This window comes from Tropicimonas marinistellae, assembly GCF_001509585.1.
Taxonomy (GTDB): domain Bacteria; phylum Pseudomonadota; class Alphaproteobacteria; order Rhodobacterales; family Rhodobacteraceae; genus Tropicimonas; species Tropicimonas marinistellae.
Genome location: NZ_LNCI01000002.1, coordinates 552,877 through 575,242 on the forward strand (window position 1 = coordinate 552,877; position 22,366 = coordinate 575,242).

The 22,366-nt window shown below is 64.3% G+C and carries 18 protein-coding genes; 10 read left to right on the forward strand and 8 right to left on the reverse strand.

Going from position 1 to position 22,366, the window contains the following annotated elements; genetic code table 11:
- The first annotated feature begins 88 nt into the window (after positions 1-88).
- Positions 89-1,180, forward strand: a complete 1,092-nt coding sequence (locus tag ARC39_RS05845; protein WP_068111703.1) for a PA0069 family radical SAM protein — start codon at positions 89-91, stop codon at positions 1,178-1,180.
- A 20-nt stretch (positions 1,181-1,200) separates the two neighbouring features.
- Here the strand turns inward: ARC39_RS05845 and bmt are convergent, their stop codons facing one another.
- From bmt to ARC39_RS05860, 3 genes are all read right to left on the reverse strand, one after another.
- Positions 1,201-2,211 carry a betaine--homocysteine S-methyltransferase gene (gene bmt / locus ARC39_RS05850; RefSeq protein ID WP_068111404.1) on the reverse strand — a complete coding sequence of 337 codons (1,011 nt, stop codon included), beginning with the start codon at positions 2,209-2,211 and terminating at the stop codon, positions 1,201-1,203.
- A gap of 152 nt (positions 2,212-2,363) precedes the next feature.
- A complete protein-coding gene (locus tag ARC39_RS05855; RefSeq protein ID WP_068111407.1) occupies positions 2,364-2,693 on the reverse strand; it encodes a DUF1476 domain-containing protein in 330 nt (109 codons plus the stop codon).
- A gap of 97 nt (positions 2,694-2,790) precedes the next feature.
- Complete coding sequence (locus ARC39_RS05860) at positions 2,791-3,942, reverse strand: hypothetical protein (protein ID WP_068111410.1); 1,152 nt, start codon at positions 3,940-3,942, stop codon at positions 2,791-2,793.
- 200 nt (positions 3,943-4,142) lie between these two features.
- Here ARC39_RS05860 and purC point away from each other — a divergent pair, with 200 nt between their 5' ends.
- The 7 genes from purC (at position 4,143) to ARC39_RS05895 (ending at position 14,011) form a co-directional block, all read left to right on the forward strand.
- Entirely contained in the window at positions 4,143-4,904 is a 762-nt protein-coding gene (gene purC, locus ARC39_RS05865; RefSeq protein ID WP_068111412.1) for a phosphoribosylaminoimidazolesuccinocarboxamide synthase, read from the forward strand.
- Positions 4,905-4,972: 68 nt separating this feature from the next.
- On the forward strand, positions 4,973-5,212 hold the full coding sequence (gene purS, locus ARC39_RS05870) for a phosphoribosylformylglycinamidine synthase subunit PurS (protein WP_068111415.1): 240 nt from the start codon (positions 4,973-4,975) through the stop codon (positions 5,210-5,212).
- The gene (gene purQ, locus ARC39_RS05875; protein ID WP_068111418.1) at positions 5,212-5,880 is read left to right on the forward strand and encodes a phosphoribosylformylglycinamidine synthase subunit PurQ; all 669 of its coding nucleotides are present in this window, start codon (positions 5,212-5,214) and stop codon (positions 5,878-5,880) included. Before purS ends, purQ begins: the two co-directional genes overlap by 1 nt.
- 179 nt (positions 5,881-6,059) lie before the next feature.
- On the forward strand, positions 6,060-7,829 hold the full coding sequence (locus ARC39_RS05880) for a sensor histidine kinase (protein ID WP_068111420.1): 1,770 nt from the start codon (positions 6,060-6,062) through the stop codon (positions 7,827-7,829).
- Positions 7,830-7,859: 30 nt separating this feature from the next.
- Positions 7,860-9,191, forward strand: coding sequence for a sigma-54-dependent transcriptional regulator (locus tag ARC39_RS05885; protein WP_068111423.1), 1,332 nt, complete (start codon positions 7,860-7,862; stop codon positions 9,189-9,191).
- A gap of 501 nt (positions 9,192-9,692) precedes the next feature.
- A complete protein-coding gene (locus tag ARC39_RS05890; RefSeq protein WP_068111425.1) occupies positions 9,693-13,088 on the forward strand; it encodes an Rne/Rng family ribonuclease in 3,396 nt (1,131 codons plus the stop codon).
- Positions 13,089-13,258: 170 nt separating this feature from the next.
- Complete coding sequence (locus ARC39_RS05895; protein ID WP_068111427.1) at positions 13,259-14,011, forward strand: cytochrome c biogenesis CcdA family protein; 753 nt, start codon at positions 13,259-13,261, stop codon at positions 14,009-14,011.
- 101 nt (positions 14,012-14,112) lie between these two features.
- On the opposite strand, the gene ARC39_RS05900 is transcribed toward ARC39_RS05895, so the two are convergent.
- Together ARC39_RS05900 and acnA are read right to left on the reverse strand one after the other, a co-directional pair.
- Entirely contained in the window at positions 14,113-14,934 is an 822-nt protein-coding gene (locus ARC39_RS05900) for a transglutaminase-like domain-containing protein (protein WP_068111430.1), read from the reverse strand.
- 287 nt (positions 14,935-15,221) lie between these two features.
- Positions 15,222-17,912 (reverse strand): aconitate hydratase AcnA, encoded by a 2,691-nt coding sequence (acnA, locus tag ARC39_RS05905; protein ID WP_068111433.1) that lies wholly within the window; start codon positions 17,910-17,912, stop codon positions 15,222-15,224.
- Positions 17,913-18,123: 211 nt separating this feature from the next.
- On the opposite strand from acnA, the gene ARC39_RS05910 reads away from it, so the two are divergent.
- Complete coding sequence (locus ARC39_RS05910) at positions 18,124-18,585, forward strand: helix-turn-helix domain-containing protein (protein WP_068111436.1); 462 nt, start codon at positions 18,124-18,126, stop codon at positions 18,583-18,585.
- A 379-nt stretch (positions 18,586-18,964) separates the two neighbouring features.
- A complete protein-coding gene (locus ARC39_RS05915) occupies positions 18,965-19,681 on the forward strand; it encodes a DUF1223 domain-containing protein (protein ID WP_078059100.1) in 717 nt (238 codons plus the stop codon).
- 6 nt (positions 19,682-19,687) lie between these two features.
- Here ARC39_RS05915 and ARC39_RS05920 read toward each other — a convergent pair whose 3' ends face one another.
- The 3 genes from ARC39_RS05920 to ARC39_RS25810 all read right to left on the reverse strand — a co-directional run bounded on the left by ARC39_RS05920 (position 19,688) and on the right by ARC39_RS25810 (position 22,133).
- Positions 19,688-20,650: a lysophospholipid acyltransferase family protein gene (locus ARC39_RS05920; protein WP_068111439.1), complete on the reverse strand. Its 963-nt coding sequence runs from the start codon at positions 20,648-20,650 to the stop codon at positions 19,688-19,690.
- A 90-nt stretch (positions 20,651-20,740) separates the two neighbouring features.
- Positions 20,741-21,856, reverse strand: coding sequence for a flagellar motor switch protein FliG (locus ARC39_RS05925; protein ID WP_236545131.1), 1,116 nt, complete (start codon positions 21,854-21,856; stop codon positions 20,741-20,743).
- A gap of 109 nt (positions 21,857-21,965) precedes the next feature.
- Entirely contained in the window at positions 21,966-22,133 is a 168-nt protein-coding gene (locus ARC39_RS25810) for a hypothetical protein (RefSeq protein WP_161470937.1), read from the reverse strand.
- Positions 22,134-22,366: the final 233 nt, after the last annotated feature.

The following is a 22,366-nucleotide window of genomic DNA, read 5'->3' on the forward strand; positions in this document are numbered from 1 at the left end:
GACATGTGCCGCTCCGCGACCGACTCGAATCCCATCGTACACGATCTGTCGCTTGCAGAATGTTCTTGTTGTGTTCTATTTTCGGCCCATGCAGATCGACGATCCCGCCAATCCTCCGCGTGCCAGGCGACGGGCGCGTGCGGCCCGCTCCAACCGCGCAGGACGCTTTGAAACCCACGAAAGGGAAGGGGTCGCCGACGGCTGGGAGGAGGACATCGACGACCTGCCGCTTTTGCGCACGGAAGTGCAGGTGGAACGCCCACGCAGCATCATCACGCGCAATCGCTCGCCCGATGTCGGCTTCGACCGGTCGGTCAATCCGTATCGCGGTTGCGAACACGGCTGCATCTATTGCTTTGCGCGCCCGACCCACGCCTTTCTCGGGTTGTCGCCGGGGCTCGATTTCGAAACCCGTCTTGTCGCCAAACCCAATGCGCCGATGTTGCTGCGCCAGGAGATATCGCGGCCACGGTATCGGCCGGCACCGATTGCCTTCGGTACCAATACCGACCCGTACCAACCGCAGGAGCGCGACCGTCGGATAACCCGCGGTTGCCTGGAAGTACTGCAGGAGTACCGCCATCCGCTCACCGTCGTGACCAAGGGAACCCTGGTCGAGCGCGATGCGGATGTTCTGGGCGAGATGGGGCAGGCGGGCCTGGCGCAGGCGGCGCTGTCGATCACCACGTTGGACGCCCGCCTCGCGCGGTCGATGGAACCGCGCGTTCCGGCCCCGGCACAGCGTTTGCGCAGTATCGAGCGGCTTGCCGCGGCGGGGTGTCCGGTCATGGTCTCCGTCGCGCCTGTTATCCCGGGGCTCACCGACCACGAGATCGAGGCGATCCTTCAGTCGGCCCGCGATGCCGGCGCCAGCCATGCCACGATGATCCTGCTGCGCCTGCCGCTGGAGGTGGCCGACTTGTTCCGCGAGTGGTTTGCCGATACCCGCCCGGACCGTGCGGCCCGTGTTCTCGCGCGTATCCGCGAAACCCACGGCGGGTCGGAGTATGACCCGACCTGGGGCACCCGGATGACGGGGCAGGGAACCTATGCGGAGTTGTTGCAGCAGCGGTTTCACCTCTCACTCAAACGTCTTGGGATGGCGCGGCGACTTCCGCCCCTCAGGACGGATCTCTTTCGCGTCCCGCCGAAATCGGGCGATCAGCTCTCGCTCTTCTAGGTCAGGCGCGGCAAGAGACCTCAGCCGCGACGTCGGCGGCGCGGGCGCTGAGCAACCGGGGCATCCCCCGTTCCATCGCTGGCGGAGGAAAATCCGCCGAGCTGCTCCGCGATCTGCTCCAGTGTCGGGCGTGGGCCGTGCGGGGTGCTTTCCAACGCTGCGCGCATGGATCTCAGGTGCTCAGGCGTCGTGCCACAGCAGCCGCCAATGATCTTCGCGCCCGAATCCCGCGCCAGGACGGCGTATTGGCCCATCAGTTCGGGCGTCCCGTCGTAATGGATATGCCCGTCGACATATTTCGGTATACCGGCATTTCCCTTGGCCACGACCGGGATTTCCGGCCCCATGGCGCTAAACCCGAGCACCGTGCGCAGCAGGTCGGACGCGCCCACGCCGCAGTTCGCGCCAAAGGCCAATGGCTTGTGATCGAGCTTTCCAACCAGCGTCACCATATCGGACGACGTCACACCCATCATCGTGCGGCCCGCCGTGTCGAAGCTCATCGTGCCGACCCAGGGCATCTGTGCGAGCCGTGCGGCCTCGGCGGCGGCGCGGTATTCCTCGGGTGCAGAAATGGTCTCCACCCAAAGAACGTCTGCACCGCCTTCCTTCAGGCCCTCGGCCTGCTCGTGGAACATTTCCACTGCGGTCTCGTGGGTCAGCGGCCCCATCGGCGCCATGATCTCGCCGGTCGGCCCCATCGAACCGGCAACGACAACGGGCCGGCCGGCTGCATCGGCGACCTCGCGGCCCAACTCGGCGGCGGACCGGTTCAACTCACCCACGCGGCTCTGCGCGTCATGGAGTTTCAGCCGTGCGGCGGTCCCGCCGAAGGAATTGGTTAGGAAAATGTCGCTGCCCGCGTCCACGGCGCCGCGATAGAGCGTGCGAATTCGATCGGGATGATCGGTGTTCCACAATTCCGGCGCGTCGCCCGATTGCAACCCCATGTTGAAAAGCGTCGTGCCGGTGGCGCCATCGGCCATGAGCCAATCGCGGTCGGCAAGAAGTCGGGAGAGGGCGTCTGTCATTTCATGCGGTCCGTTCGGCGGTGATGTCGGGGCTCTTCTCATGAACCGCGCCAAGAGGCAAACTGAATACGGACATGATCGTCATGAGCCGAAAACGAAAAAACGCGCCCGGCTTCGGGCGCGCCTGAGAGTTTCGCAGCCGATAGAGCGGCTTACAGCATGGTCTTGATTTCGCCGGAATGCGCACGTTCGCGCGCCTCGGCGAGAAACTCGTCCATTCGCTGTCTGATGCGGTCTTCTGGGCGCAAGTCGCCCAGATCTGCCTTGAGTTTGGCGATCACCGCAGCATCCCCTCCCTCTTCGAGGTCAATGCGGATGATATCCTTGGCGTATCGCACAGCCTGCTCGGCGGTCATGCCCAAGAGCGCTGCGGCCCAGAACCCGATATGCTTGTTGCGGGACGCCTGTGCCAGGAACTCCATCTCCGCATCCCGTACGAATTTCGCTTCATAGGCGGCTTCGCGTTCGTCGAACGTCGTCATTTGCTCCCGTTACTCCTCCGCAACTTTGTTTCGTCTTCATATCTAAGAGACTGTCGCGACGTTGCCTAGTGCGACCCGCCGCCGTAGGGGCCTGTTTTCAGGCGCTTCGACCGAACAACTCGATGAGCCGGTCTGCAGCGGCCTGTTTCTCGGCGAGAGGGCGGTTTCCGGCATCGATAATCCGGCAGGCGTCCGCCAGGGCTGAATCGACGTCGCCTGCCTCCAGCCGCGCCGTGAGACTATCCAGCCACGCGACTTGCTCCTCAGGTGGAAGCGCGGAATCGACTGCCTCAACGAGCAGATGCGTGACTTCTTCCTCCCAGCTGCGTGTCGAACGCGGCAGGTCTTGTGGCGGGGATGCCTCTGTCGCCGACACCGTCTCGGAGTCGTCTTTGTCCGGTGGCGGCGATCGATCTTCCCGCACGGGAGCGTCCGGTGGTTTGCGGCGCTTTTCGGCGATGATGGTTTCGGCGGAGGAGAGCGGAAGCCCGCCGCGCGCATCGGATAGTTCGAGCGTGACATGTTGCTCGGACGCTTCGAAGAAAAGCGTTTCCGGGTCGATCCCGAGCGCTTCGATTATTGATGCCTGCCTGACAGGCGTCATGATTTCCGAATTGGGTGTGCCCGGCGCAGGAAGGCTGTCCGTCTCCAACGGATGCGGTATTCCCGAATCGATCCCTTGCCAGTCGGCTTCAGGCGCGGTGCCATGCAAGCTTCGGGAGACCGCCCTGCGGCTCACTCGGCCATGCTGGTAAACGTGGAAGGCGAAATGCGCGCCCGGATGGCGGCTTCCCGAGTAGCGGAAATAGAATACCTCGTCGCCATCGAGAGCGGAGCTCAGCCTCTGGCAGAACGTCGATACATCGCCGTCGCCTTCGCGAAATTCGATCATGGTCAGTCCGGCCACCCCCAACGGAGCGGAAAGGCGCACGGGACTATGCGTAACGCCGAACCCCATATCGGTAAGGACCGGCCGGGTAAGTGGCGGAGGCCCGAGCGTTCCGTCGGGCTGGATCAGAAGGTTGCCGCCCGTCGTTCTCCCGTTCCAGCCTTTCGAGGAAGAGCGCCCGAATACACGGGACAGGAGATTGCCGCGCCGCGGGCTTCCAGCGGAACCATCCCCCGGTGCGTCGCTGCCTCCGGCGGGGGTGTCGCGCACCCGGCCAAGCGCCGCGGCGACCTCCGCAAGCGGGCGCGCGGATATGGCGAAATCGATGAGGGCGAAGTCTTCGGCCGCCGTTTCGGTCATCGTTACATGTCTCCTGGCCACCGACGCGGGAATGCGCCCCGACGCCGATCCACCGTCCGACAGGGGCAGGTATGTGTCAACTGCAACCGGCGACGACATTGCCGGAACGGGCCGGCGCTTGCGGGACAGTCAGGGTTGGCTTATAGGGCTGCACGGAAACGGCCCCGGGATATGCCCACAGGGACCGGGAAAAGGATTTCATGGCACGTCGCAAGAAAATATACGAAGGCAAGGCGAAGATTCTCTACGAAGGGCCCGAACCGGGCACGCTTGTGCAGTATTTCAAGGACGACGCCACCGCGTTCAATGCTGAAAAGCGGGATGTGGTCGAGGGCAAGGGCGTTCTCAACAATCGCTTGTCCGAGTTCTTCATGAACGGCCTGAACACAATCGGCGTGCCGACGCATTTCATGAAGCGTCTCAATATGCGCGAGCAACTGGTTCGTGCGGTTGAGATTATTCCGCTCGAAGTCGTCGTACGCAACGTGGCTGCCGGCTCGATTTCCAAGCGTCTTGGCATCGAGGAAGGCACGCCGCTGCCGCGCCCGATCGTTGAGTTCTACTACAAGGACGATGCCCTCGGCGATCCGCTGGTTACCGAGGAGCACATCATCGCCTTCGGCTGGGCCTCCCAGCAGGATCTCGACGATATGGTGGCGCTGGCCCTGCGGGTAAACGATTTCATCTCCGGCATCATGCTGGGGGTCGGAATCAAGCTGGTGGACTTCAAGATCGAGATTGGCCGCATCTGGGACGGTGATTTCATGCGACTGGTGGTTGCCGACGAGATCAGCCCCGATTCCTGTCGCCTGTGGGACATCCACACCGGCCAGAAGCTCGACAAGGACGTGTTCCGGCGCGATCTCGGCAACCTGGCAGATGCCTACACGGAGGTCGCCCGGCGGCTCGGTGTATTGCCGCAGAACGGCGCGCCGCGGGGCAAGCCGACACTGATCAACTGAAAGCCCGTTCTCCTGACGGGAGGCGCGGACCGGACGACCAAGAGAGCCGCAACGAAGGACGCGAAGACATGAAGGCAACCGTGACCGTGATGCTGAAGACCGGGGTTCTCGATCCGCAGGGCGAGGCGGTGAAATCCGCGCTTGGCGCGCTCGGCTTTGGAGGCGTGGATGCGGTTCGGCAGGGCAAGGTGATCGAACTGGATTTGGCGGAGACGGATGCGGGCGCCGCCGAGGCCTCCGTGACCGAGATGTGCGAGAAGCTTCTCGCCAACACGGTGATCGAAAGCTACCGGGTGGAGATCGCCTGATGCGCGCTGCGGTCGTCACTTTCCCCGGTTCGAACTGCGACCGGGACCTTGCGGTTGCCTTCGAGGCGGCCGGGTTCGAGGTTGCGCGCGTCTGGCACAAGGAAACGTCTCTGCCGGCGGGTCTCGATGTTGTCGGCCTTCCCGGCGGGTTCTCCTTTGGCGATTACCTACGCTGCGGGGCCATTGCGGCCAATTCGCCGATCTGTCGTGAGGTCAAGGCATTTGCCGAACGTGGCGGTCACGTGCTGGGAATTTGCAATGGATTCCAAGTATTGCTGGAAACCGGCTTGCTGCCGGGCGCACTCATGCGGAACGCCAGCCTGCATTTCGTCTGCAAGCCCGTCACGCTACGCGTTGAAGGCGATGGATCGCCCTTTACCGGGCGCTACGGTGCCGGGACGCAAATCACTATTCCGATCGCGCATCACGACGGCAACTTCCAGGCCGACACCGACACCATCGCCCGCTTGGCTGGCGAGGGGCAGGTGGCCTTCCGTTACCTCGACAACCCCAACGGGTCCGCGGGCGATATTGCGGGGATCCTCTCGCCGAACCGCCGCGTGCTCGGGATGATGCCCCACCCGGAACGCGCGATTGATGAGATCCACGGCGGCACCGATGGCGCGGCGCTCTTTGCGGGGCTTGCCGAGGCATTAGTCGCGGCCTGATTTCGTCCACCGGTCCCACGCCGTCACTTGCTTTTCGCGGTCGGTGGCGTGGGTCATGTGCCAAGGAACCGCGTTCCGCCGACCGCCGTTGCCGTATTCCACCTTGCCAATGCCGGTTGGAGGCGACGTATCGTCATGTGACGCTTGGGTTTTCGCCCTATTTCGCTTAACTTCCAACCATGTCTGACGCGCTGCCTCCATCCGAGACTTCGGACGATCGCGCCCCCTGGCGGCTTCGCCTCGTGGCGTTGACGATCGTTGTTCTTGCGGCGGTGACGCTCTATTCCACGAACCTTTGGCTCACGGAGCGGTTCACGGAGACAACGCGAAACCGTGCCGAGCTTCGACTCGCGCTTTATTCGGGGAACGTCATCAGCGAGTTGCAGCGCAATTCCGTCGTGCCGCTGTTGCTGGCGCAGGACCCGGCATTGATCGGCGCGCTAAACTCAGGTGACTTCTCGCAAAGCTCGCAACGCCTCATTTCGTTTCGGGACGAAATCGGCGCGGCCTCGCTGCTGATGCTCGACCGCGACGGGCGTGCCGTCGCTGCCACGGATCGCAACCAGATCGGCAGTCAGCATCGTCAGGCGCCCTATTTCGTGGACGCGCTCCGGGCCGGCGAGACGGTTTTCTCTGTTGTGGAACTCGAAACCGGGGCAAAGAACTTCATATACTCGCGCAAGATCACGTCCGATCGCGAGGTGATCGGGGTCATCGTCGTGGCGGTGGACCTGCAGAAATTCGAAAGCAGTTGGGCCGGCATTGCCGACGCGGTGCTGGTCACCGACAGCGAAGGCACGATCATTCTCTCCACCGAGCCGCGGTGGCGCGGTCGAACGGTGGACGAGGCGCTTGCCGCGACGCCGGCACCATCTGCGATAGCGCGGGCACTCTACGCAACGACGGATTGGTCATTGCGTGTGCCGGACGCGTACATCCTCGGCGAGGCCGTGATGCGGTCCGAGGGGCGGATTCCGTTCCAGGGGTGGCGGATCAGCAGTTTCACCACATACAGTTCGGTGCGGGAACGCGTGAACGGTGTTCTGGCTCTGGAAATCATGGGATTCGCGCTGCTGTTGGCCGCCGCCTTCTACTTCATGAGCCGGAAGGCGCAGACGCGTTCGCGCTTCTTTCAACGGGAATCGGCGGAGTTGCGGCAGCTCAACCAACGCTTGCAGCGGGAAATCGCGGAGCGGGAGCGCGCCGAAAAAAGCCTCGAAGTCGCCGAGCAAACCCTGGCCCAAAGCTCTAAGTTGGCCGCACTGGGCGAGATGTCGGCAGCGGTTAGCCACGAATTGAATCAACCGCTGGCAGCGATGAAAACGTACCTTGCGGGGGCGCGGTTGCTGCTCCAGCGCAAGAGACCGGAGGAGGCGCTTTCCTCGTTCCAGCGGATTGACGATCTGATCGGGCGGATGGGAGCTATCACGCGGCAGCTCAAGTCCTACGCGCGCAAGGGCGAGGAAGCCTTCGAGCCGATTGATGTGCGCGAGGCCGTCTCATCGGCACTCGCAATGATGGAACCGCAGCTCAAAAGCCGTCACGTGGCGATCTCACGAACGATTCCCACCGAGCCGGTGATGGTTCGGGCGGACAGGCTGCGCCTGGAGCAAGTCTTCATCAATCTCTTCCGAAATGCGGTGGACGCGACGAAACAGGTCGATGAACCGATGATCGAGTTGACGCTCTGGGCGGGGGATACCGCAACGCTCAGTGTGCGCGACAATGGGCACGGTATCGAGGATCTGGATTCGCTCTTCGAACCCTTCTACACGACAAAGCAGCCCGGCGACGGGGTTGGCCTGGGGCTTGCCATTTCCTCCGGTATCGTCAACGACTTCGGGGGGCGGCTGACCGCCCGGAATGTTCCCGAGGGCGGTGCGGTGTTCGAGGTGCGCCTGCCGATTCATCGCGCCGACGAAACCGTTGGCGCAACGGCGGCAGAATAAGGGGAGATACGCTCCCAAGGAGGTGAGACGATGGCCAATGCCATGAAGATTGCGATCGTCGACGACGAACAGGACATGCGGCAGTCGATCAGCCAGTGGCTGGCGCTGAGCGGGTTCGACACCGAGACCTTCGCCACCGCGGAGGAGGCGTTGAAAAAGATCGGTCCGGATTATCCGGGCGCCGTCGTTTCGGATGTGCGGATGCCCGGCATGGATGGCATCGCCTTCCTCAAGCGCCTGATGAGCCAGGACAGTGCGCTTCCCGTGATCATCATCACCGGCCACGGCGACGTGCCCATGGCCGTTGAGGCGATGCGAATGGGCGCATTCGATTTTCTTGAGAAGCCCTTCGACCCCGACCGGATGACCGATCTGGCCAAGAAGGCAACGCAGAAGCGGCGCCTGGCGCTTGACGCGCGCGCCCTGCGCCGCGACCTCTCCGGCGGCACCCAGATCATGGACAAGCTGATCGGCGCGAGCCCGGCGATGGAGCGTCTGCGCGAGGACATCCTCGATCTTGGTCAGGCCGACGGTCACGTTCTGATCGACGGCGAAACCGGGACCGGCAAGACGCTTGCCGCCCACGCATTGCATGCGGTGGGCTCTCGCGCGTCCAAACCCTTTGTACTGGTGCAATGCGGCGCCCATCCCGACGAGGAGATGGGGGAAGTGCTATTCGACGGAAATCCGGACGGCGGTGTTCTGCCGCTGGTCGAGCAGGCACGGGGTGGCACGCTCTGCCTTGAAGATATCGAGGCGCTCAGCGCCTCGGTTCAGGCACGGCTACTGACCTTCATCAATGATCAGGGCGCACCTGCGGAAACGCGCATCGTCGCGGTTTCCAACCTGCAGGAACAGGGCAAGACCTCCGAGGACGTGCTGCGCCCGGACCTCTTCTATCGCCTTGCGGCCATGCGCATCACATTGCCGCCGCTGCGGCAGAGAGGCGAGGATATCCTGCAACTCTTCACCCGTTTCACCGAGCAATTCGCGGAGGAATACGGCTGCGATGCGCCACAGGTGGGCGCGCAGGAGGCGGCACAGCTCTTGCAGGCACCTTGGCCGGGCAATGTGCGCCAACTGATCAACGTGGCCGAACGCGCAGTCCTGCAAAGCCGGCGCGGCTCCGGAACGATTGCGTCACTGCTGATGGCGGAAAGCGAGACGGTGGAGCCAGTGATGACCACCGAAGGCAAGCCGCTGAAGGAATATGTCGAAGCGTTCGAGCGGATGCTGATCGATAACACGATGCGGCGCCACAAGGGGTCCATTGTCGCCGTGATGGACGAGCTTTGCCTGCCGCGGCGGACGCTGAACGAGAAAATGGCGAAATACGGTCTGCAGCGGTCGGATTACTTGTGAGCGTGTCGTTTGCGCGGCACTTGCAGCGGTTCAGGGGACGCGAGCCCTTGCCGCTGGCTCCCGTCGTCTACGGATCGCGGAGTGCGTGCGGGCTCCCGACACTTTGCGATTGTAATTCGGTTCATTCTGCCGATATGCTCAGTCTACCGGTCTCGCCGGGCGCATAGCATATCGTCCCGCGGACCAAGAAAATTTCACTGATCCTATTGCCGCCCGGCCATTCGCCGGCGGGTAGGACAGGGTAACCGGTCACGACAGGCCAAATGCCCGAGCTTTACCGGGCTGAACCTTACAAATTGGTGCCGCGCGCTCGACCGCTGCAGCATCGGAGACAAGAACCGCGATGGAACGCGCGAGGCGAAACAACAGAGCAGGCGGGGCGCGCAATGCGGCCGCTGCCGTCGTTGTCGTGCCCGGTGCTCCCGCCTCAATTACACACCCTGGCCCCATTCCCGCGCCTGACCGGACGCGGACGCCGCCTGGGTTGTGCGAAAGACTTCAATGGCAAAGAAGATGCTCATCGACGCCACGCACGCGGAAGAGACCCGCGTCGTCGTGGTGGACGGAAACAAGGTTGACGAGTTCGATTTCGAGACCGTCAACAAGCGCCAGCTAGCCGGCAATATCTACCTAGCAAAAGTCACCCGCGTGGAGCCCTCGCTCCAGGCGGCATTTGTGGACTACGGCGGCAACAGACACGGCTTCCTGGCGTTCTCCGAAATCCACCCGGATTACTACCAGATTCCGGTCGCCGACCGCGAGGCGCTCCTGGCCGAAGAAGCGGCCATGGCGAAGGCAGAGGACGACGAGGAGTCCGACGAGCCGAAAAAGAGCCGCTCCCGGTCCCGGCGCCGGTCGTCGCGCAGCCGTGACAAGGCAAAAACCGATGAGACCAAGGTCGCGGATAGCGACGGCGAGGCCGATGAGAAATCGGCAGGCGATACCCTGAACGGGGTCGAGGGCATGGATGTCGTCGAGTTCGATGACGAGTCCGGTGACGACGCCACGGAGCCGGTTTCGGTGATCGAGGACGGAGTGCCGGCTGCTGAAGACGACACGAATGGTGCTGTACCCGAGACTGCCGACGATACACCAGTCGCTGACGAGGAGCCGTCCGAGGCTGTTTCGGCCGCGAGCGATGAAAGTGACACCACTGATGGTGCCGAGGTCGCTCAAAGTGCTGGCGCGGTTGGTGAGCCCGACACCGATGTGGAGGACGCCGGCGAAAGCTCGCAGGACGGCGAGCAGCCGACCGAGTCACCGGATGTGGCGGGCGAAACCGAGCACGAGTCGGGAGACGATGAGAAAACCCGGTCCGGCGGGACGATGGCCGCCCGTGTTGAGGATGATCCGGACGACGTTCTTTCGTCGGGAGAGGTCGATGCCGAGGGCAATGCGACGCCCGAGGATACTGCCGACGCGGAAGTGCCGACGGAGGTGGATGCTGCGGAAGCGCCCGCCGAGCCTGCGGACGTAGGCGACGATTCCGAAGAGAGCCCGGCCCCCGTGGCGGAGGCGGCCGACGAGGCCGCGGATGATGCGACGACGGATGATGAGCCGAGCCTTTCGGACGACGGTGCCGATGCGGCCGCCGACGACTCGCCGGAGGAGACAGGCGATGGTGCGGCGCAGCCTGCGGTCGCCGAGGAAGAATCCGCCGCCGAGACCGTCACCGACGAATCTGCCGATGGCGAGACGCCGGAATCCGAGGCCGACGACACGACGTCCGACGACGAGGATAACGGGGCCGATCACCCCGGCCATGACATCGAGTCGGTGGCCGAAGAGGATGTTCAGGAAGAAATCCAGCGGCCCCGCAAGCCACGCATGCGGCGCTACAAGATCCAGGAGGTCATCAAGGTTCGCCAGATCATGCTGGTCCAGGTGGTCAAGGAGGAGCGCGGCAACAAGGGGGCGGCACTCACGACCTACCTGAGCCTTGCTGGCCGGTACTGCGTGCTGATGCCCAACACGGCGCGCGGCGGCGGCATTTCCCGCAAGATCACGAATGCATCGGATCGCAAGAAACTCAAGGAGATCGCCAGCGAAATCGAAGTGCCCGAGGGCGCGGGTCTGATCATCCGCACCGCCGGAGCCAAACGCACGAAGTCGGAGATCAAGCGCGACTACGAATACCTCAAGCGGCTCTGGGAACAGATCCGCGAACTGACGCTCAAGAGCATCGCGCCGGCGCCGATCTACGAGGAAGGCAATCTCATCAAGCGCTCGATCCGCGACCTCTACAACCGCGACATCGACGAGGTGCTCGTAGAGGGCGAAGGCGGCTACCGCGTGGCCAAGGACTTCATGAAGATGATCATGCCGTCCCACGCGAAGAACGTGAAACACTACACGGATTCCATGCCGCTCTTCGCACGCTACCAGGTCGAGAGCTACCTCGCGGGCATGTTCAACCCCACGGTCCAGCTCAAATCCGGCGGCTATATCGTGATCGGTGTGACGGAAGCTCTGGTGGCGATCGATGTGAACTCCGGTCGGGCGACCAAGGAAGGGTCGATCGAAGAGACCGCGCTCAAGACGAACCTCGAAGCTGCCGAGGAAGTGGCGCGGCAACTCCGCCTGCGCGACCTTGCGGGTTTGATCGTGATCGACTTCATCGACATGGAGGAGCGGCGCAACAACACCGCTGTTGAGAAACGCTTCAAGGAGAAGCTGAAAACGGACCGCGCGCGCATCCAGGTTGGCCGGATCTCCGGCTTTGGCTTGTTGGAGATGAGCCGGCAGCGGTTGCGACCTGGCATGTTGGAGGCGACTACCCAACCGTGCCCGCACTGTCATGGAACCGGCCTGCTGCGGTCCAGCGACAGCATAGGGTTGCAGATTCTCAGGCAGTTGGAGGAGGAGGGCGGCCGCCGCCGCTCTCGCGAAGTGCTTGTGAAGGTGCCTCCGAGCATCTGCAATTTCCTGATCAACCAGAAGCGCGAGCATATTGCCCACATCGAGGCGCAATACGGGCTGTCGGTCCGCATTGAATCCGATCCATCGCTGATCCCACCCGATTTCTCTATCGAGAAATTCAAGACTGCGACGCGCGTGGTTCCTGAACCCTCTGCGGCGGTGATTTCGGTGGATACCTCCGACATGCCCGAGATCGTGGATGCCGAGGAGGAAGAGGAGACCGGTCAGGCGGCGCAAACGGAAAGTAGTGACGAGGATGCGCCCAAGAAAAAGCGCCGCCGCCGCCGCCGTCGTCGCGGATCGTCCTCCTCGCAGGAGGGCGGCGATACACAGCCAGAGAGCGATGCTACGTCGGCTGACGGCGCTGAATCGCAGGACGACCAATCCGAAGCGGGCGATACGACAGCCGAAAGCGAAACGACAGCGGACGGGGAGGAGCAAACGAAATCCTCTCGCTCCCGCCGTCGCCGCCGCTCCCGTTCGCGCTCTCGCGATGCTGAGGATACCCCGGAGGCGGCAACGGAAAACCCGGATACCGTGCAGGCGGAATCGGACGCTGATGGTGCTTCTCCAGAGACGAACGGAGACGATGATGTGCCTGTCTTCGTGGGTGGTGACGTGACCGAACCGGCGCAGGACACACCGGAAACGCCGGCGGAGGCGCAGGACGTCGTGCCGGATGTCGCCGAGGATGCGGCCGAACCGGCCTCCGCGCCAGAGCAGACATCGGAAACGCTCGAAGCCGCGGAAGTTGGCGCGGCCGAGGCGGAGGACACCCCGTCTCCCGACATGGGGGCGGCGCCCGAAGGGGAAGAAGCGGCTGGCGCGGAGGTGAGCACGTCGGAGGCGGAGAGCGACGCAGCGGAGCCCGCCGAACTCGTGGAAGCGGAAGCCGCGATGGCCGAGGCTTCACCGGAGCCCGCCGCAGACGAGCCTCCGAAGCCCAAGCGGCGCGGATGGTGGTCGGTCGGGCGCTGATCGGGTTGCACGCAGATAGTTTTGGGGGCGGCCGACGGGCCGCCCCGTTTTCTTCTGGCAGGTTCACCGCCTATGGCGTGGCGACGTGACCTCGGCCACGGCATTGTGACGCCATGGCCCCGTGACCTCGCGCGGGTGACTTGCTAGGCCAAGCGGGCAAAGGAGACGGAATGCCCGGACTGGATATCATTGACGCCGGATTGTTGCCGGCCATGGCGATTGCGCTCGTCGCTGGGCTGATCAGTTTTCTCAGCCCCTGCGTGCTGCCCATCGTACCGCCGTATCTGGCGTATATGGGCGGTGTTTCGATGAACGACATGTCCTCCGGCACGACGGGCCGGAGCCGGGTGCTGCTGACGGCGCTGTTCTTCGTGCTGGGGCTTTCGACGGTCTTCCTGTTCCTGGGGTTCACGGCCTCGGCGTTCGGGGCGTTCTTCCTGCAGAACCAGGGGGCGTTCAATACGGTCGCCGGGCTGCTGGTGATGATCTTCGGGCTGCATTTCCTCGGGATCTTCCGGATGCCCTTCCTCGAGCGGGAGGCGCGGATGGATGCCGGTGACCGCGGCGGCTCGGCTTTCGGGGCCTACATCCTGGGGCTGGCCTTCGCGTTCGGATGGACGCCCTGCATCGGCCCGCAACTGGGCGCGATCCTCTCGCTGGCGGCTTCGGAGGCGGACATGGCGCGGGGGACGCTGCTGCTCGCGGTCTATGCTGTCGGGCTGGGGGTGCCGTTCCTGCTCGTGGCGGCTTTCTTTCCGAGCCTCACCGGCCTCATGGGCTGGATGAAGCGGCATATGGGGCAGATCGAGCGGGTCATGGGGCTGCTCTTGTGGACGATCGGGCTGATGATGCTGACCGGCGGTTTCTCGCAGTTTTCCTTCTGGCTGCTGGAGACCTTTCCGGGGCTGGCGCAGCTGGGGTGAGGCGGCGGTGTCTCATCGTGAGACACTTTGCGCCTCAAGAAATATCAATGGCTTACGAGGCCGTCTTCACCTTTCGTTAGGACTTTCCGCCGGGGCATTGCTCACCGGGGCGGCGGCTGGTTGGCGTCGTCGATCCAGACCCTGAAGTCCTGAAGCTCGTTCTTTCCGAACGTATGTGTCAGCGGGACATCGGCGGCGTCGCGCCCGCGGGCCACCAGCACCCGGCCGCGCCGGACATCGTTGTTGCGCGGGTCGAAGACCCACCATTGGCCGCCGAGAAAAACTTCCATCCAGGCGGCGAAATCCATCGGCGGGTAGGGTGGCGGCTGGCCGATGTCGCTGACATAGCCGGTGCAATAGCGGGCCGGGATGTTGAGGCAGCGGCAAAGCGCGATGGCCAGATGGGTGAAATCCCGGCAGACGCCCGCGCGCTCGACGAGCGTTTCGGCCGCCGTTCGCGTGGCGCGGGAATACTCGTAGCCGAACCTGACGTGCGTATGAACGAAGTCGCAGACGGCCTTGACCCGGGCCCAGCCGAGCGGCGTGGCGCCGAATTTCTTCCAGGCGAAATCCGACAGGATGTCGGTTTCGCAATACCGGCTCGGGAGGAGGAAGGTGATTGCCTCGGGCGGCAGGGCATCGACGGTGTGTTGTTCCGCCGTGGGGTTGCTTGGGTCGGGTTGGCCCATGTCGCTCACGATACCATCGGTGGAGATGGTGAAAGTGCCCTTGGGGGCCACGAGGCGGCTACACCAATTTCCGAAACTGTCGGGATAGGCCGAAACCGAAACCTGTGGATCGGTGGTCAACAGGTCTCGCCGCAGCAGATCGCCTGCGCGCGAGTAATGGACGTTGAGCATCAATATCATGGGGGTCGGAGCGAACAGCTTGTAGCGCAGCCGACACCCCAGCCGCAAACGCATCGGGCAGATCTTCCGCAAGGGGCAGCGCGGCCGCGTCAGGCAGCGGCGCTGCATGGGGTTTTAGACCAAAACCGTTCCAGTTTGTATCGCAATCTGCCAATGCGGCGTCTTCGGCATGTTCCGGGCCGGGATTTTCCCGCAACCAAGGGTGGCTTTGCCCGGAATGCGGACGGCGCGGAGGACATCCAATCCCGCGCGTCGCGCCAACAGGTGAGCGCGCTCCGAGAGCGACGCCCCCGCTGGTTTCCACGAGGGCGTTGGATGGGGCCTAACCCTGGGAGCGGCCCTCAGGACGCCTTCGCCAGGTTGCGCAACACGTAGTGCAACACGCCGCCGTTCTCGACGTATTCGATTTCCACCGCCGTATCGATCCGGCATTTCAGGGTGATCTCGCGCGCTGTGCCGTCGGGCGCGGTGATGGTGCAGGGCACCTCCTGAAGCGGCTGGATCGTGTCGAGTCCGGAGATCGAGACCGTCTCGTCGCCGGTGAGCCCCAGCGACTTGCGGGTGTCGCCGCCGGTGAACTCGAAGGGGATCACGCCCATGCCGACGAGGTTGGAGCGGTGGATGCGTTCGAAGCTCTCGGCAATCACCGCCTTGACGCCGAGCAGGTTGGTGCCCTTGGCGGCCCAGTCGCGCGAGGAGCCGGCGCCGTATTGCTCGCCGCCGAAGATAACCAGCGGGATGCCGGCGGCCTGATAGGCCATGGAGGCATCGAAGATCGTGGTCTCCTGGCCGTCCGGCCCCTTGGTGAAGCCACCTTCGACGCCGTCCAGCATCTCGTTCTTGATGCGGATATTGGCGAAGGTGCCGCGCATCATGATTTCGTGGTTGCCCCGGCGCGAGCCGTAGGAGTTGAACTCGCGCTGCGGCACCTGGCGATCCACGAGGTATTTGCCGGCGGGCGTTTCGGCCTTGAAGGCGCCGGCGGGCGAGATGTGGTCGGTGGTGATCATGTCGCCGAGCACGGCGAGGATGCGGGCGCCCTCGATATTGGAGATGGTGCCGGGTTCCATGCCCATGCCCTGGAAGTAGGGCGGGTTCTGGATATAGGTCGAGGTGGCCGGCCAGTCGTAGGTTTCGGCCTCGGTGGTCTCCACCGCGCGCCATTTCTCGTCGCCCTTGAAGACATCGGCGTATTTCGTCTGGAACGCCTCGCGGGTCACGGTGGCGTGGACCAGGTCGGCGATTTCCTTGTTGGTGGGCCAGATGTCCTTGAGGAACACGTCCTTGCCCTCGGGCGTCTGGCCGATGGGTTCGGAGGTGAGGTCGATGTTCATGTCGCCGGCGAGCGCGTAGGCGACCACCAGCGGCGGCGAGGCGAGGTAGTTGGCGCGCACGTCGGGAGAGATACGGCCCTCGAAGTTGCGGTTGCCCGAGAGAACGGCGGTGGCCACGAGGTCGCCTTCGCTGATCGCGTTGGAAATCTCCGGCTGAAGGGGCCCGGAATTGCCGATACAGGTGGTACATCCGTAGCCGACGAGGTTGAAGCCGACGGCGTCCAGATGCTCCTGCAGGCCGGCGGCTTCGAGGTATTCCGACACCACCTGCGAGCCGGGGGCGAGCGAGGTCTTCACCCATGGCTTGCGGTTCAGACCCAGCTCATGGGCTTTCTTGGCCACGAGCCCGGCGCCGACCATCACATAGGGGTTCGAGGTGTTGGTGCAGGAGGTGATCGAGGCGATCACCACCTTGCCGGAGGTCATCGCGTAGTCCTCCCCCGCGACGGCGACCGCCTTGTCCATCGGCCGCTTGAAGGTCTCGGCCATTTCCTTCGCGAAGGCGTCCTTGGCATTGGTCAGCGGCAGGTAATCCTGCGGGCGCTTGGGGCCGGAGATGGCGGGCACGATGCTGCCCATGTCGAGCTCCAGCGTGTCGGTGTAGATCGGCGCGTACTCGGCGCCGCGCCAGAAGCCGTTTTCCTTCGCATAGGCCTCCACCAGCGCGATGCGGTCCTCGTCGCGGCCGGTCTGGCGCAGGTAGCGGAGGGTTTCGTCGTCCACCGGGAAGAAGCCGCAGGTGGCGCCGTATTCGGGGGCCATGTTGGCGATGGTGGCGCGTTGTGCCAGCGGCAGGTGATCGAGGCCTTCTCCGTAGAATTCCACGAACTTGCCGACCACGCCCTTGGCGCGCAGCATTTCGACGACCTTCAGCACCAGGTCGGTGCCGGTCGTGCCCTCGACCATCTCGCCGGTGAGCTTGAAGCCCACGACCTCGGGGATCAGCATGGAGATCGGCTGGCCGAGCATGGCGGCCTCGGCCTCGATGCCGCCGACGCCCCAGCCGAGCACGGCCGCGCCATTGACCATGGTGGTGTGGCTGTCGGTGCCCACGAGCGTGTCGGGGTAGGCCACGTCGCGGCCCTCCTGGTCGGTATCGGTCCAGACCGTCTGCGCGAGGTATTCGAGGTTGACCTGGTGGCAGATCCCGGTGCCGGGCGGGACGACGCGGAAGTTGTTGAACGCGCTCTGGCCCCATTTGAGGAAGGTGTAGCGCTCCAGGTTCCGCTCGTATTCGCGGTCGACGTTCATCTGGAAGGCGCGCGGGTTGCCGAACTCGTCGATCATCACCGAATGGTCGATCACGAGGTCCACCGGGTTCAGCGGGTTGATCTGCTGGGCGTCGCCGCCGAGCGCCTTGATGCCGTCGCGCATGGCGGCGAGGTCCACGACGGCGGGAACGCCGGTGAAGTCCTGCATCAGCACGCGGGCGGGGCGATAGGCGATCTCGCGGGGGTTCTTGCCGCCGTTCGCGCCCCAGTCGGCGAAGGCCCTGATGTCGTCGACGGAGATTGTGAAGCCCGCGTCTTCGAAGCGGAGCATGTTTTCCAGCACGACCTTCAGCGCCGCGGGCAGCTTCGAGAAATCGCCAAGGCCGGCCGCCTGTGCGGCGGGGATGGAATAGTAGGAATAGGTTTTGCTGCCAACGGTGAGATCCTTGCGGACCTGCGCGGTATCGGTTCCGACTTTGATGGGCATGATGTGGCCTCCCTTACATATCCAGGGGTTCGCTTCCGTTGATGTGCCTGAGGTTCCCGCACCGATCAAGGGAAGATCGGACCGGCCAGTCGGGGTGGCGCGGCCGCACGGGCAACCGCCGAGGCCGCGTTGGCGACCGATCGGGGATTGCCACGTCGCGGGACTTGTCGGAAAACGAGGGCGCGCGTGTCAGTGGAGGACGAGGCAGACGATGACGGACGACGGCAGGCTGGAGGCAGTGGAAACGGCCCTTGCGGCGATCGCGAGCAAACTGGAAGAGATAGACGGGAAGCTCGACCGGATGCTCGGCCTCTACGATGCGCTCGGCAGCATCGCGGCAGGCGTGCCGCCGCGCCTGGTGGCGGCGCTTCACAGGATGACGCCCGCCGAGCACGTGGCGTTGCAGATGATCCTGGACAACCGGTCCAACCATGAAATCGCCGTCTGTCTCGACGTTCCGGAAGCGCGTGTGCAGGCCTGGGTGGATGCGCTGCTGTCCAAGTTGGAACTCACGCGCCGGCGCGAGGTCCGTGCGCTCATGCTGCCGGTGCTGGCAGCGATACCGGCGACGGAATACGAACGCGCGAGCGGTGGCATCCCGAAGGACTGGAACGACAAGTACGGGGTCGGCGGTATTCCCGATCCGTTCAGGAAAATCTACCATCCCGAGTGAGCCGTGGGCGCCGCCCGGCCATCGCGCTGAGCGCCCGCGACCTGCGCGCCGCAGACACGCCCCGGTGTCGCGGCGGGTCGCTGATGGGACAGAATCCAGACCGATCTCGGTTGGTGCCGGCAGTCACAGAGCAAGGGCTGACAGGGCGTCGGCGACATGAGCCAGCGCCGTGACGACGGCAGATCACGGGCAAGAAAAGCGCGCGCAACTGGTCCAAAAAGCAACGAGGCGGCACGCTAAAGTCACATAACGCCAATCCCCTACGTGACGCTTTTCGGTCTCAGGCGGGGCGTCTTGACATATCTCCCACAGAGTCTTGATTGGTTGTTGCCGGGGTCAACGCGTAAGACTTTTTCAAAAGGGAAACGAAAGTCGATCCATGAAACCGATAGTTGTGGCCGCCGGCGTTTTGGCGGGACTCCTGATGTCCTTGTGCGGTGCGGCGTCATGGGCCGAGGAGGCGCGGAACCGCGTCGTGGTTGAGCTTTTCACGTCTCAGGGGTGTTCGTCCTGCCCGCCCGCCGATGCCCTGCTGGAACGCCTCGCGGAGCGGGACGACGTACTGGCGCTGGCGCTTCACGTGGACTACTGGGACTACATCGGGTGGGCCGACAGTTTCGCCCGGCCGGAACATACGAAACGTCAGAAAGCCTACGCCCGGCTCGCCGGCAGCCGCACGATCTACACGCCGCAAATGGTGATTGGCGGGGTGGAGCAGATTGTTGGTGCGCGGCCGATGGACGTGATGGACGCCGTGTTGCGCCACGTCGGACAGGCGGCGGAGGTCGAGCTTGTGGCGATGCGTGACGGCGCCAGCCTGCGCATAACTGCCGCCAAACCGGCGAATCCCTCCGGAAAGATGCTGGTTCAGCTGGTGCGCTATATCCCGCACCGGATCGTCAAGATCGAACGCGGTGAAAACGCCGGTAAAACGGTGGAGTACACGAATATCGTGTCCGACTGGCAGATCCTCGAAGAGTGGACCGGCGCGGCGCCGCTGGAGATCGTGGCCGATGCCAGCGGGTCGGATTCGGCGGCGGTAATCGTGCAGCAGGCCGAGAACGGGCGAATCCTCGCGGCCGCCGACCTGCCCTGAGGGCGCCTATTTCGCCTTGCGACGGGGCAGGGCGGCCGGATGAGGATCGCCTTCCATTCCCTTGCCACGGTTCCATTTTCGCTTCCAACGACGATGGATCCAGTACCATTGGCCGGGATCGTCTTCGATGCGGGCGGCGATGGAGCGGTTGAAGGCGGCGGTCATCGATTCCGCATCGCCGGGCGGGATTGGCGCCTCGATATCGACCCTGAAGGTCAACCCGTCCGGCTGCCGGGTGGCAAAGGCGGGAAACATCGGCGCGTCCATCCGCAGCGACAGTTCCGCCGCCGAGAGGCTCGTCATCGCGGGACGGCCGAGGAATTCCATTTCGACGCCGCTGCCGACATACAGGTCATTGAGCATCAACACGTTGCCGCCGCCCTTCAGGTGGCGCAGCAGGCGCCCCATGCCGGCGCGATCCTGCGAGAACAGCGGACCGACACCCGGAAATTGCGCGGCAGCGACGTAGCGGGCGTTCGTGTAGGGGTTGGACATGGGGCGGTAGAACCCGCCCGTCCGCAAGCCCTGCGAGAGCAAACATATCCAGACGGCCTCGTGGTTTCCGAAGTGCCCGGTGAGGATGATTGCGGGTTTGCCGCTTGATTGCAGGGCCTGCAACTGCTCGACGCCAGGCCCTACGGGAGGAACGTCGGCCATGCGCGCGGCGACCTCGGACATGGAGAAATGCTCGATCAGTGCCCGGCCGAAATTGTCCAGCGACTGCGCGGCGATGTCCCGGCGACGGTCGTCGGTCATCTCCGGCCAGACGTAGTCGAGATTTTCCAGGATCCGCCGGCGAAACCCCGGCGCGACCGTGGCCGACGCGCGTGCGAGCGCCCCGAACATCGGCACGCGCCGCGCGTAGGGAAGCCGCCTGGCCGACCAGAGCGCCGCGTGCAGGATGCTGTCCTGCACCCGTTCGGCCCGGGTTCCGTGGATCTGCATGTCGGTTCTGGTTGTGTCGGCCATTCGCGTCCTCGCGGGGCGCAGACATAGGCGGGACGAGGGGGTATCACAAGGGCGCGGATGCGTGACGGCGCGCCCTTCCGGTGACTGGCGCTACTCCTCCTCGGCCACCAACAGCAATTCCCCGTCGTCGACCATGCGCCGGATCTCCGCGATCAGGGCATTCATGGCTTCCTCGCCCTCGTCGGGACGTATCGTGCCCGCTTCCTGAACCTCGTCGCGCAGGCCATCCGCCATGCGTTTGGACATGTTGTCGAGGAGGAAGTCGCGCGACGCGGCCAATGCCGCGTCCTCCGCGGCGAAGGCCAGCGCCGATACGAGGACGGCCTGGTCGATGCCGCGGATAATGCGTGGCACATCGCGCGGCGTGATGCGGGCAGGGATATTTGCGAAGGTGAAAATCTGGCGGCGCACTTCGGCCGCGAATTCCGCATCTGCCTCGTCCAGCCCTTCCAGGACGTCATCCCGCGTGGCCGCCCGGCTGAAATTGAGGATCGCGCCGACCCGTTGGACCGGGTCCTCGTCGAAGGCGCCGATCGGCTCCGCATCCAGTTGTGCGGCCAGTGTCAGGCCGATGCGCCGCACCGTTTCCGGCAGGACCTTTCCGGTTCGCGAGATGGCGAGGGAGAGCGTTCGCGCCCTTTCGCCGGGCAAGTCGCCGAGAAGCTCCGCGGCGAGCCCGGTGCCGAGTTTCGACAGAAGGACCGCGCCGACCTCGGGGCTCTCCTCCTCCAGCACGCGCCGAAGCCGGTCGGGCGCCAACCCCGCGATCCGCTCCCACGGGTCGCCGCGGGCGGCCACACCGGCCTCGCGGCGCAGCCGTGCGGATGTCGCCGGGCTCAGGTGGCCATCGAGCATGCCGAGCGCACCCTCTATGCCGCCCGGAAACGTCAGGCCGATTCCTTCCATCTCCCCGAGGAATTCGCGCACGACCGCGGAAAGCGTGTCCCGATCGACCAGGCGGAGTTCGCCGAATTGTTGGGTGAGTTCCTGCTGGGCGTCTTCCGACAAGTCGGCAAGCGGCAGGTCCGCGCCTTCCGACAGCAGCAACCGGACGATGACCGCTGCTTTCTGGCGCTTGTTGAGGTTCATGCGGGCAGGGCGGGCGCTGTCGTCCGCCATGCCACCGAAATCCGCCTGCGATGCGGACAGGTCGCCGACACCGACGACCGGAGCCGCGATCGGCAAGGGCGTTAGGCTGTTCTCCACGTCTCAAGCTCCTGAGGAAACCGTCCCGAGGAGCTTAGGGGAGACGCTTTAAGGCGGCGTTACCGACCGCCTTGACCGGGTGTCGTGGATGGCGTCGCCGCCGCCTCGATCAACTCGTGGTCAGCTTCACGCAGGTGCCTGTCTTGGCGTCGAGCGTGCTCCCGGTCGGGCAGGTATTGGCGCTGTCCTTCATGTGTTGCCAGCCGCAGCCTTCCGCGGCCGCGAGGGCGGGCAGTGCGGAAACGGCAAGTGCAATAAGGGTCACTTTCAGGCGCATGTCATTCTCCCTGTTCGTGCGTGACGTAAGGGTAGCACGATGCGGCGTTCTGGCAAGCCTGCGTTGCGGGCGGCCGGGCGGATCGGGGCGTTGGTGCGATCTCTGGGCGCAACTTAAGCGAATTTTCATCGCTAGGCGCGAATGGTTGCGGAGATTTCCGGCCCGGGTACGTCTCGGCACGGGCCGGTGCGGGGCTTTTGCGCCCGCGACAGCGTCAAGTTGAGGGTCCAAAC